The sequence below is a fragment of the Ventrimonas sp. genome, from assembly GCF_048380235.1.
Classification (GTDB): domain Bacteria; phylum Bacillota; class Clostridia; order Lachnospirales; family Lachnospiraceae; genus Brotaphodocola.
Genome location: NZ_DBFCCJ010000053.1, coordinates 21,165 through 33,934, shown reverse-complemented (window position 1 = coordinate 33,934; position 12,770 = coordinate 21,165). Strand labels below are relative to the sequence as shown.

The following is a 12,770-nucleotide window of genomic DNA, read 5'->3' as shown; positions in this document are numbered from 1 at the left end:
ACAGAATTTAGATACAGGAAGGGAAAGAGCATATGGCATTGCAGCTGATTTTGGGCGGTTCCGGTTCCGGAAAAACTACATATCTGTACGACGAAGTGATCCGCCTTTCCATGGAACATCCACAAGAGCAGTATTTTCTGATTGTGCCGGAGCAGTTTACCATGCAGACCCAGAAGGATATAGTGACCCGGCATCCGAACCACGGTACCATGAATATTGATATCGTGAGCTTTGCCCGCCTGGCCTACCGGATTTTTGAGGAGCTGGCGGTGGAACAGCTTTCTGTGCTGGATGACATGGGAAAGTCCATGGTGCTGCGCAAGGTGGCTGCGGCCCAGAAACGGCAGCTGGTCTTATTTGGCGGACAGTTGAGCAAACCAGGCTTTGTAGGACAGTTAAAATCCATGCTTTCCGAGTTTTATCAATATGGCATCACACCGGAGGCACTGCGGGAGATGGCACCTTCAGCCAGGTCTCCGCTGTTAAGGCAGAAGCTCGAAGATCTGGCCCTGGTAGAGCAGAGCTTTCAGGAATATATTGAAGGGCATTACATTACGACAGAGCAGGTACTGGATGTGCTTTGCAGGCTGATCCCGGAGTCAGGGCTGATCCGAAACAGCGTCATTGCCCTGGATGGCTACACAGGGTTTACACCGGTCCAGTACCGGCTGACGGAGCTGTTTCTGGTTTACGCGAAGCAGGTTTATGTAACGGTGACGGCCGACGAAGCGGCAGGTATTTACGGGAAAATGGGGATTCAGAACCTGTTTTACATGAGCCGTCAGATGGCAGTCCGCCTGTCGGAGATTGCGGAAAAGAATCAGGTGAAAAAACTGCCGGATATTATACTTGGCGAACAGAAAAACCGCCGGTTTGCCCGGCGTCCGGAGCTTGCCTGGCTGGAGCAGAATCTGTTCCGTTATGGGACAGAAACTGCGTATACCGGTGAAGCTACAGACAGTATCGTCTTTTTCCAGGCCTCCAATCCATCGGGTGAGGTCAGTCATATCGTTCATGAGATCCAGCGGCTGGTACAGGAGGGAAAAGCCCGCTATCGGGAGATCGCGGTCATCACAGGGGATCTTCCAGGATACGGAAAAGAAATTACGCATCAGTTTACCCAGAATCAGATCCCGCATTTTATGGATGACAAGAAAAATGTACTTGATAATTGTCTCGTGGAACTGATCCGGGCCTCTCTTGAGGCAGTACGCCAGGACTTCTCTTACGAGAGTGTCATGCGCTATCTGCGTACCGGTCTGGTGAGTCAGGAGCGTACGATGGTGGACCGGCTGGAAAACTATATCCTGGCCATGGGAATCCGCGGAGGAAAGCGATTCCGGGAAACCTGGGAGCGGACCTACCGGGGTGCCGGGGACTTAAATGTGACAGAGGTGAATGCCTTTAAGGACCGGGTGCTGGCGTCTCTTTTTGCCATGCAGGAGCGTTTCCGTCAGGCGGATCTGACGATAGCAGGCATGACAGAAGCGGTGCTTACGCTGCTTGCAGACTGCAGGGCAGAGGAACAGCTGGAAAGCTATCAGGAGTATTTTACAAAAATCGGGGAACACCGATTGGCAAAGGAGTATGGCCAGGTGTACGGTCTTGTAACGGAACTGTTAAAGCGCCTGTCAGATCTTCTGGGAGAGGAGCGCGTGAGCCGGAAAGAGTATCTGGAAATTCTGGATGCCGGCTTTGCGGAGCTGAAGGTAGGTGTTATTCCGGCAGTGGCAGACCGGGTTGTGGTGGGGGACATTACCAGAACACGTCTGGCTCATATCCGGGTGCTCTTTTTTGCCGGCGTCAACGATGGAATCGTACCGGCAAGAAAAGAGCGGGGAAGCCTGCTTTCAGACCGTGACAGGGATTTCCTGGGAGAGCATCATCTGGAACTGGCCCCCACCGCGAGGGAAGAAAGCTTCCAGCAGCGGTTTTATCTGTATCTGATGATGACCAAGCCATCGAAGCAGCTCATTTTGTCCTGGTGTCGTACCGGCGCAGACGGAAAGAGTCGTCGTCCATCCTTTCTCATTGGGGAGCTGCGGGCCATGTTCCCGGATGCGGTTCTGACGGATCAGGAGACGCAGATGGATTCTGAGATTTACTCTGTGGCAGAGGCGAAGCAGAGACTGTCCACGAAACTGGGACAATACCGGGACGGACAACTGGAGCAGGATGAGGAAAAAGCGCAGTTTCTGGAATTATACCGCTGGTTTGCGTCCTCAAAAGACAATCAGAAGACTCTGCGCCGTTTCATGGATGCAGCTTTTTTCGTTTACGAGCAGCAGGGCATTTCCCATGCGGTAGCAAAGGCTCTGTACGGGGAAATCCTAAGCGGCAGCGTGACCCGGCTGGAGCAGTATGCTGCCTGTGCCTACAGTCATTTTCTCAGGTATGGTCTGGAGCTGTTGGAACGGAAACGATTTGAATTGGCTTCTTCCGATATTGGAACGTTGTTTCATGAGTCCATTGATCTGTGTTTTCGCAGGGTGAAGGAAAAACAGTATGACTGGCATACCATGACGAATGAAACCAGAGATATGCTGGTGGAGGAATGTGTGGCTGCCGTGACAGAAAATTATGGAAATACCATTCTTGGAAGTTCGGCAAGAAATCGCTATCTGGCCCAGCGGGTGGGGCAGATCACAAAACGGACGGTGTGGGCGCTGCAGCAGCAGATCAAAAAAGGTGACTTTATTCCGACCGGATTTGAGGTATCCTTCTCTGCGGCAGATAACCTAAGTGCCATGAAGATTGCTCTTTCAGAGAGCGAGGCTCTGCATCTGCGCGGAAGGATTGACCGTATGGATGTCTGTGAGGATGGCGGAAAGGTCTATGTCAAGATCATTGATTATAAATCCGGAAGCACTTCATTTGATCTGCTGGCACTTTACTATGGCCTGCAGCTCCAGCTGGTGGTTTATATGGATGCAGTGACAGAGATGGCACAGCATCATTATCCGGATAAAGAAATCGTTCCGGCAGGCATTCTGTATTACAACATTGCGGATCCGCTGGCAGAGAAAAAGGGCCAGCCTGATCCGGAGAAGATCGATGCGGAGATTTTGAAGAAGCTTCGCATGAACGGCCTGGTAAACAGCGAGCTGGAAGTGGTCCGTCATCTGGACCGGACGATTGAGAAGGAATCAGATGTGATCCCGGTAGTCTTAAAAGACGGTGAGGTACAGGCAGGACGTTCTTCGGTGGCAAACCGGGAACGCTTTGCGCGGTTAAGCCAGTTTGTGCACCGGAAATTAAAGGAAGCAGGACAGGAAATCCTGGATGGTGAGATTGGTGTGGCACCATACAAAAACGGCCAGCGCACCGCCTGCGATTATTGTCCATATCATGCAGTTTGCGGGTTTGACCGGAAAACATCCGGCTATGAATTCAACCGGTGGAAAAACCGGAAAACAGAGGAAATCTGGGAGGAAATATGCAGAGAGCAGCAGTAAACTGGACCAGGGAGCAGAGCCGGGTCATTGAAAGCCGCGGAAAAAATCTGCTTGTCAGTGCGGCGGCAGGAAGCGGAAAAACAGCGGTTTTGGTAGAGCGCATCATCCGTATGGTGACAGAGGGAGAAAACCCGGCCGGAATCGATGAACTTCTGGTTATGACTTTCACCAATGCGGCGGCAGCAGAGATGCGGGAGCGGATCGCGGCGGCCATAGAGCAGAGATTAAGGGAGGATCCGAAGAATGGCCATCTTCAGATGCAGGCGACACTGGTCCATCATGCCCAGATCACCACGATCGACAGTTTTTGCCTGAATGTGATCAGAGAGCACTTTCATTTGCTGGACCTGGATCCGGCATTCCGCATCGGTGATGAGGGTGAACTGCTTCTTATGCGGGCCGATGTTATGGCTGAGCTTCTGGAGGATGCTTACGCTTCTGGCGGCAGCCGTTTTGAACAGTTTGTTGAGACCTTTGCCCAGGGAAAGACGGATGCCGGAATTGAAGATTACATCATGCAGGTTTACCATTTTTCCCAGAGCAATCCCTATCCAGAGCAGTGGATCGCAGACTGTCGGAAGGAACTGGCAGATGAGCAGTCGGGCCCGTGGATGGAGTTTCTGCTTCAGGATTTAAAACGCCAGGCGGCAGAACTGAGGATTCAGATGGAGGATGCCAGTGATATCTGCCGGGATGATGAATTTCTCTGTGCCTATGAGCCGGCATTTCTGGAAGATGTGTTTCTGTTAAAGAGACTTTCGGAGGCGGAAGATTTCACTGCCTTTCACGGACTTCTTACCGAAGCCGGATTTGGGAGGCTTGCTGCAGTGCGGAGCAGGGAAGTTGATCCGGAGAAAAAGGCCTATGTGACCGGATGCCGCGACCGGGTGAAGACTGCCATCAAAAAAATGAAAGAGCTGTATGCGTTTGACACTCTGGAGAACATGTTTGCCGATCTGGAGGGAACCAGGGAAGCAACGGGAGTGCTGTTAGATCTGGCAGAACAGTTTGCAGAGCGGTTTCAGGCAAAGAAGCGGGATAAAAATCTTGTAGACTTTAACGATCTGGAGCATGAGGCATTGAAGGTTCTGATCCAGGTCCGGGAGGATGGAACACACATCTATACGGACGCGGCTGATGAACTGAGCATGCAGTACCGGGAAGTGCTGGTGGATGAGTATCAGGACAGTAACCTGGTACAGGAGGAGCTGTTGAAGGCAGTTTCCCGTGAGCGTTTCGGCCAGCACAATGTGTTTATGGTGGGGGATGTAAAACAGAGCATTTACCGCTTCCGCCTGGCAAGACCGGAACTGTTTCTGGAAAAATACCATGCCTATCCGTCTGAACCGGAGGAAAACGGCCCGGATCTCAAAATCGAGCTTCATCAGAACTTCCGAAGCCGGGATACGGTGCTGACCGGGATCAATGATATCTTTTACCGGATCATGACGGAAAATCTCGGAAATATCCGCTATACGGAGGATGCGGCCCTGCATCCCGGCGCGGTCTTTGCAGAGGCAGCGGAGCCGGAACGAGTGGGCGGCCTGTCAGAGCTTCTTATGGTCGACACCGGAGATGAGGCTCTGGCAGGACTGGATGAGGAAACGGCAGATTACACCGCAAAGGAACTGGAGGCGAAATTGATCGCTGCAAAGATCAGGGAGATGACAGATCCGGAGCAGGGCTTTCTGGTATGGGATAAAAAAGCAGGGGAGGGCGGAGGCTATCGAACGGCCCAGTTTCGCGATATGGTGATTCTCCTGCGCAGTACTGCGGGCTGGACGGAGACGCTTTTGCAGATTCTTTTAAATGAAGGAATACCGGCGTATGCGGAGTCCCGTATGGGCTATTTCAATACGCTGGAAGTGGAGACCGTGTTAAGTATGCTGGCAGTGATCGACAATCCCATGCAGGATATTCCTCTGGCAGCGGTCTTAAAATCACCGGTGGTTGGCATGAGTGACCGGGAACTGGCAACGATGATGGCAGATTACCGAAGCTGCGCGGATAAGGGGCAGGACCGCGGTATCTACGCAGCTGCTGTGCGCTGGGAACGCCTGAATGGTTTTTTTGAAAAGCTGGAGCAGTTCCGTCTGCTTGCTTCCTATCTGCCGATCCATGAGCTGATTTACCGGCTGTACGAGGAAACAGGCTATTATGATTATGTTTCGGTGATGCCTGCAGGAGAGACCAGACGGGCGAACCTGGATATGCTGGTGGAGAAAGCGTCGGAATATGAGAAAACCAGCTACAAGGGGCTGTTCCATTTTATCCGCTATATCGAAAATCTGAAGAAATATAACTCCGATTTCGGCGAAGCGTCCACAGTGGGAGAGGAAGATAACACCGTGCGGATCATGAGTATCCATAAGAGCAAAGGACTGGAATTCCCTGTTGTTTTTCTGGCAGGAATGGGAAAGAAGTTCAACAGGCAGGATGTATACGGAAAAGTCCTGATCGATCCGGAACTTGGCATTGCCGCCGATTATCTGGATGCAGAGCATCGGGTGAAAACTTCTACGATCAAGAAAAACGTACTGCGACGGAAGATGGAGCTGGACAGTCTCGGAGAGGAATTACGTGTGCTTTATGTTGCCATGACAAGGGCAAAGGAAAAGCTGATCATGACCGGAACAGACCGAAGCCTCGGGAAGACTCTGGAAAAGTACAGCCAGATTCCGCTTGCGAATGGACAGATTCCCTATACCATTCTTTCCGGTGCGGCCTCCTTTCTGGACTGGATCCTTATGTGTACCGGCAAAACCGGAAACGGACTGGGAATTCTGGTGAGGGAAATTCCGGTCATGGAATTTATTGGCAGTGAGCTGCAGCGTCAGGTACTGAAAAGGAATGCAAAGGATGTGCTTCTGGAGCTTGATACGAAACGGGAGTACGACAGAGACTTTGGAATGCAGCTGAAAGAACACCTGGAATTTATCTATCCCTACATGGCAGATGTAACCTTGCACAGTAAGATGTCGGTATCAGAAGTGAAAAAAATGGGCCAGCCCGCCGATGATGAGTCGGAGGTACCGTTTGAGCCTGTGAAAAAAGCATCGGACGCATCTGTGGATTCCGGGACCGGAGCTGCCCGCGGCAGTGCGTATCACCGTGCGCTGGAACTTCTTCCCTTTGACAGGATCCGGAGTCTGGAAGATGTGGATGCCTGGCTGACGCGGTTTGTGGAAGAAAAGCAGTATACGTCAGAGAGTCTGCAGATGGTAGACAGCACTGTGCTCTGGACCTTCCTCTGCTCAGAGACAGGACGACGCATGGCTAAGGCCCAGGCATCAGGAAAACTTCATAAAGAACAGCAATTTGTCATGGGTATCCCGGCGCGGGAGATCGGGCCGGTGGACAGCGACGAGCTGGTGGTGATACAGGGTATCATTGATGCGTATTTTGAGGAAGATGGAGAGCTGATCCTGGTGGATTACAAGACAGACCGGATCCGGAGCAGCCGAATCCTTTTGGATCATTATCAGAAACAGCTGGACTATTATGCCAGGGCGCTGACCCAGCTGACCCGAAAAAATGTCCGGGAAAAATGGATCTATTCCATGACCATGCAGAAGGCTATCCAATGCTGATCCGGCGTGAAAACAGAAAAACCGGATTGCATAATTCTCCAAAAAGTGGTAGCATTCTAAAGGCGCGGTGCTCGCAAACGTCGTTTTTCAGGCAGTGCCGCTTCAGATTTTAAGGAATGTGAGGATAATATATTATCTGCGGATCTATATCGGAGGCTTTGCATTTCTGTTTTTATATAATGTAGCAACCGGTATTTTTACATCGCTGGGCGATTCGAAAACGCCGCTGTATTTCCTGATCGGTTCTTCTCTGGGCAACATTTTTTTGGATTACTGGTTTGTGGCAGGCCTGCACTGGGGGGTAGCCGGCGTGGGCAACCTTTATTGCCCAGGGCATCGCCTGTGTGCTGGCACTTATTACCATGGTGAAACGCCTGAGGCAGATTAAGACAGATAAGAAAGCAGAGTACTTTTCCGCAGATATGTTAAAGCGGATCGCCCGCATTGCGATTCCGAGTATTTTGCAGCAGAGCTTTGTTTCCATCGGCAATATTTTTGTGCAGGGACTGATCAACTCCTTTGGTTCCTCTGTGATTGCCGGTTACTCAGCGGCGATTAAACTGAATACCTTTACCATTACCAGCTTCACTACGCTTGGCAACGGAATTTCAAGCTTTACCGCCCAGAACATCGGCGCCGGAAAAGTAGACCGTGTAAAGCAGGGAATGGTCTTGAGAAAACATTTACCTGAAAGGAATGTATCCATGAAAAAGAAAAAGCAGCAGGGAAGCTGTGAAAGCTGTCTGTATTACGAGTATGATGAGGATTATGAGTGCTATGTGTGCGAAGTGAACCTGGATGAGGATGAGATGGCGCGCTTTATGGAGGATCGTTTTTATGACTGTCCCTATTACCGCCTGGGTGATGAATATATGATCGTACGCAAACAGATGTAAGGCAACGGGGAGGAAACAAACAATGAGAAATAAGAATTTCTGGATTCTGCTTTTACTGCTGCTAGCAGGAATCGTGCTCGGCGGCTTTCTGGGAGAGGCAACCAAGAGCATCAGCCTGCTGTCCTGGCTGAATTTCGGACAGTCTTTTGGATTAGACACTCCGCTGGTATTAAATCTTGGCGTGCTGGTCATTACCTTTGGGTTGACCATCCGCATTACCATGGCCAGCATCATTGGTGTAGCCATTGCACTTTTGATTTACCGTTTTTTGTAGATGTTTGTGTTTGAGGGGAAGGGTGACATGGAACAGTTAGCAAAGAAAACAGGGAAAACCTATGAAATGGATATGTGCAGCGGACCGCTTTTTCCGAAGATTGTGGCGTTTGCGGTTCCGCTGATCTTATCCGGTATCCTGCAGCTGTTATTTAACGCGGCAGACATTATTGTAGTGGGACATTTCGCCGGCAGGGAATCTCTTGCTGCGGTTGGTTCCACGACAGCACTGATCAACCTGATGATCAATGTGTTCGTTGGACTTTCCATCGGTGCCAATGTACTGGTGGCTCAGTATTCCGGTGCAAAAAAACTCAAGGATCTGGAAGAAACCGTGCATACAGCCATGATGATTGCTCTGGCCGGTGGCTTTCTTCTGATTTTTGTGGGAGTCTTCTTTTCCGGTCCGATGCTGGGCCTGATGGGAACGCCGGATGATGTACTGCCGCTAGCGGCGCTGTATCTGAAGATTTACTTTATCGGTATGCCGGCAACCCTCACATACAATTTTGGGGCAGCAATCCTGCGAGCTGTGGGCGATACCAGAAGACCACTGTATTTCCTGCTGTTTGCGGGTGCAGTCAACGTGGTGCTAAACCTTGTTTTTGTGATTGTTTTTTCTATGGGAGTGGCCGGTGTTGCAACCGCAACCGTGGTATCCGAGTGCATTTCCGCAGTACTGATCGTGCAATGTCTGGCACGTTCAGATTCCGCATACCGCCTGTGCCGGGAAAAGATGAGGATTACAGAGTCTAAGGTAAAGCAGATCATGAAGATCGGACTGCCTGCCGGATTCCAGGGAGCAATCTTTTCTGTATCCAATGTGCTGATCCAGTCCTCCATCAATTCCTTTGGATCCATTGCCATGGCAGGAAGTACGGCTTCGGCGAATGTGGAGGGTTTTGTATACAATGCAATGAACGCAGTTTACCAGACAACCTTAAGCTTTACCAGCCAGAACTATGGAGCAGGCAAGATGGACCGCGTCACAAAGATCCTTCTGGACTGCCTGGGGCTGGTCGTTCTGGTAGGTGTTGTGATGGGCGGCGGAGCTGTTTTGCTCGGACCGAAGCTGCTGCAGATCTACTCCTCTGATCCGGAAGTGATTTCCTATGGCATGATGCGTATGCGGATCATAAACGGAAGCTATTTTCTGTGCGGAATTATGGACACTATGGTAGGCGGTCTGCGGGGGCTTGGCCATTCTGTTGTTCCGATGCTGGTATCGCTGACCGGCGCCTGCCTGTTCCGTGTGGTATGGATTTTTTCTGTATTTGCAATGCACCGGACAGTGACCACGCTTTATCTTTCTTATCCGGTCAGCTGGATCATTACCTTCACGGCTCACATTATCTGTTATATCGTGATTCGCAGGCGGATGGCAGCGCGGCGAAAATCGCAGGATGAAATCTAAAAGACGAGAAAAGAGAAAAGGCCTCGTGCTTGCCGGCATGAGACCTTTTTTCTGTATTATGGGAAATTGCATATGTGTTTCAGCTTTTCGCATCTGCGGTGAAATGCTTTTCCAGCAGATAGAAAAGGAAGTGCACAAGTGCTGCACCCAGGCAGATGGTAAAGAGATATAACAGATTGGCAGGGATAATGCCGGCAGCCATCGCAATCTCATGGAAAACCGGCTGGGTACTGGGGTAATAGGGTGAAATGTAGAACATATCGGCTTGTCCATGTCCCGGTGCAAGGATGTTGATGAAAAAAGCAATGGAACAGCTGGCCAGGAACAGAGGGAGTGTCTGCAGATACCCCCTCAGGCATAAATCGGAACGTCTGCCTGCAAAAACAAACAGTCCTATGAAGACCAGGAGCAGATGCCAGATATACCCGTGCAGGGTCAGTGTCCAGTGGATGCCGCGAAAGCCTTCTGATACGATGAGCGCAGCCAACCCGCCAAGCAGGTTAAAATCCTGCAAAAAGGTGCAGACAGCAGTCTTCATACTTTTATGCTTCAGAAATGGAAGAAGCAGGCAAAGATACATGGGGAGACTGCACAGCTGAAATGGAAAAAACCACCAGTCGTAATGGCACTTGTCGATGATAAAATATAAAAAGCATTGTTTATAACACTCTGTCAGAAGTAGGAAAAGACCGCAGGAAAAGAGAATCCGGTCATATGTCCTATCCGGGAGAGAGCGAACATGGTATAATAATTTCATGGAGAAATTATAGCACGATGAGGGGGAAAGAACAAGGATGGAGCAGAAACTAATTGTTGCTTCGGTGAAAGCAGAACGCTGGGATCCGGAAAAACAGAATTTTGAAGAGACGGACAGCATTCTGGCAGCACTGGGGTTCGCAGACTGGAGGACTCTGCCACGAGTCATTTCCATAGTAGGTGCGGGAGGAAAGACCAGCACGATGTATGATCTGGCAGAAGAGCTTGCCGCAAAAGGCGCCCGGATCCTGATCACTACCAGCACGCACATTGCGAAGCCGGAGCAGTACAGGACTGAAGTGATACCGAAGCTTGCAGATCTGGATGCGGCGAGTTATGCCGGTGCGCTCCGGAATCCGGGCGGTTTCATTCTGGCAGCAGGAAAACAGGTGGAGGATCCGGACAATGCGTGGAAGCTTGCCATGCCGGAGGACCTCGGAGAGGAGCGTGTGATGAAGCGGCTGCTCTCACAGTTTGATGTGATCCTTATTGAGGCAGACGGAGCCAAGCGTTTGCCGTTAAAAGTTCCATCAGATACGGAACCGGTTTTGATTCCGCAGACCGGGCTGATCATAGCCTGTGTGGGGCTGACAGCCGGTGGAAAGCAGTTCGGCGACAGCTGCTTCCGGTTCGCGTCCCATGGCGGCTGGCTTCATAAGGAGGCACAGGATGTCATAGGCGCAGAGGATATGACGCTCCTTCTGATGGATGAGCGTGGAAGCCGAAAAGGCGTGGATGGCCGCTATTACCGCATTCTGCTGAACCAGGCAGACACAAAAACGGAGCAGAAGCTTTCAGAAAAAATTGCCTTTATGCTGCCGGGAAATCTGCAGTCGGGATGTGCCAGAACAACCAGGAAAAGGAGAAGAAATACCATGATTGATACAGAAACAACTGACACGGTGATGACAAACACAGAATCAAAACAGAGACTTACCGGAATAACGGACGGTATGGGCCGGGTTCTGATCAAAGGCTCCGGAGATCTGGCCAGCGGCATTGCGCTGCGCCTGCACCGGGCGGGATTCCGGATCCTGATGACGGATATTGCGGTGCCGACTACTGTGCGGCGTACTGTGGCATTTTCTCCGGCAGTTTATCAGGGGCGCATGCAGGTGGAGGATGTGACCGGTGTGCTGTGTGATTCTGTAAAAGTGGCAGAGCAAGAGATCCAAAATGGCAATATAGCTGTTATGGTGGATGAAACAGCACGATGTATCCATGAATTTCATCCGGATGTGGTGGTTGACGCCATTCTGGCAAAACGCAATCTTGGAACAAAGATCACAGATGCTCCCTTTGTGGTTGGTGTTGGACCAGGATTTACTGCCGGGGAAGACTGTCACTGCGTTGTAGAGACGAAACGTGGCCATTATCTGGGCCGGTGTATCTGGAAGGGAAGCGCCATTCCAAATACCGGGATTCCGGGACTGATCGGCGGGTATGGACTGGAACGTCTCATTAAGGCTCCGGCAGCCGGTGTTTTTAAAGGAGCAGTAGAAATTGGTGCAGTAGTGAAAAAGAATGATGTGGTGGGCTATGTGGACCAAACTCCGGTGCTGGCGCAGATTGATGGTGTTGTGCGGGGACTTTTGCAGGATGGTGTGGAAGTGACAGCCGGCATGAAATCCGGTGATGTGGATCCACGCTGTGATGTGGCACACTGCTTTACCGTTTCCGACAAGGCATCCTCCATCGGTGGAGGCGTGCTGGAGGCTGTTTTGAATTACCGCTTCCGTCCTCATGACCATATGCCGGTTGCCATGGTGCTTCTGGCAGCCGGGGACAGCCGCCGTTTCGGCGGAAACAAGCTGCTGGCGGAGGTGGATGGCCGGCCGATGTACCGCCATGTGGCAGATGAGGTAAATGCTATGCCGGAGGATTTTTTTGCGAAAAAGATTGTGGTGAGCCAGTATGATGAGATTCTGGAGGATCTTGGGAGAGAGGGATTTGAGACGGTAAAGAACAATCAAAGTGCCCTGGGAATCTCCCATTCTGTTCACCTCGCCCTGGAACAGATCCCGGAGCATTACGCGGTCTGTTTTTCAGTCAGTGACCAGCCGTGGCTGACCCGCGAAACCATTCGCGGACTTGTGACAGCATTCCGCAAAAATACAAGGGGAATGGTCTGTGCATCCTGGGAAGGCATGGATGGAAATCCGGTCATCTTTGCACCGGAATACCGGAAAGAACTGCTTGCACTGAGTGGGGATGTGGGAGGAAGAAAGGTACTGCTGGCGCATCCGGAGGACGTGGCCCGCTTTGTTGCCGGGAGCAGCCGGGAGCTGGCGGATGTTGACGAGAAATCCCAGCTTTGCTATAATCAGAACGATTGACTGCGGATTATAAAAGCATATACAGGCTGCAGCCATTGTTTTGACATCCC

7 protein-coding genes and 1 pseudogene are annotated in these 12,770 nt (G+C 51.1%); 7 read left to right on the top strand and 1 reads right to left on the bottom strand.

All coding sequences use genetic code 11. The annotated features are described in order from the left end of the window. Nucleotides 1-32: 32 nt before the first annotated feature. The 6 genes and pseudogenes from addB to ACMP1L_RS08835 all read left to right on the top strand — a co-directional run bounded on the left by addB (nucleotide 33) and on the right by ACMP1L_RS08835 (nucleotide 9,628). Nucleotides 33-3,455, top strand: a complete 3,423-nt coding sequence (addB, locus tag ACMP1L_RS08860; RefSeq protein WP_418452732.1) for a helicase-exonuclease AddAB subunit AddB — start codon at nucleotides 33-35, stop codon at nucleotides 3,453-3,455. Further along, the gene (addA, locus tag ACMP1L_RS08855) at nucleotides 3,437-7,045 is read left to right on the top strand and encodes a helicase-exonuclease AddAB subunit AddA (RefSeq protein WP_418452731.1); all 3,609 of its coding nucleotides are present in this window, start codon (nucleotides 3,437-3,439) and stop codon (nucleotides 7,043-7,045) included. Before addB ends, addA begins: the two co-directional genes overlap by 19 nt. A 133-nt stretch (nucleotides 7,046-7,178) precedes the next feature. Beyond that, nucleotides 7,179-7,710, top strand: a pseudogene (locus ACMP1L_RS08850) (MATE family efflux transporter); the annotation flags it as partial. Beyond that, nucleotides 7,711-7,941 (top strand): DUF6472 family protein, encoded by a 231-nt coding sequence (locus ACMP1L_RS08845; RefSeq protein ID WP_418452776.1) that lies wholly within the window; start codon nucleotides 7,711-7,713, stop codon nucleotides 7,939-7,941. A gap of 22 nt (nucleotides 7,942-7,963) precedes the next feature. Further along, a complete protein-coding gene (locus tag ACMP1L_RS08840) occupies nucleotides 7,964-8,215 on the top strand; it encodes a DUF4321 domain-containing protein (RefSeq protein WP_177303408.1) in 252 nt (83 codons plus the stop codon). A 27-nt stretch (nucleotides 8,216-8,242) separates the two neighbouring features. Beyond that, nucleotides 8,243-9,628, top strand: a complete 1,386-nt coding sequence (locus tag ACMP1L_RS08835) for an MATE family efflux transporter (RefSeq protein ID WP_418452730.1) — start codon at nucleotides 8,243-8,245, stop codon at nucleotides 9,626-9,628. Nucleotides 9,629-9,707: 79 nt separating this feature from the next. On the opposite strand, the gene ACMP1L_RS08830 is transcribed toward ACMP1L_RS08835, so the two are convergent. Beyond that, a complete protein-coding gene (locus ACMP1L_RS08830; RefSeq protein ID WP_347560182.1) occupies nucleotides 9,708-10,166 on the bottom strand; it encodes a hypothetical protein in 459 nt (152 codons plus the stop codon). Nucleotides 10,167-10,422: 256 nt separating this feature from the next. Between ACMP1L_RS08830 and yqeB the strand changes: the two genes are divergently transcribed. Next, on the top strand, nucleotides 10,423-12,720 hold the full coding sequence (yqeB, locus tag ACMP1L_RS08825) for a selenium-dependent molybdenum cofactor biosynthesis protein YqeB (RefSeq protein ID WP_418452728.1): 2,298 nt from the start codon (nucleotides 10,423-10,425) through the stop codon (nucleotides 12,718-12,720). The last annotated feature ends 50 nt before the right edge of the window (nucleotides 12,721-12,770 follow it).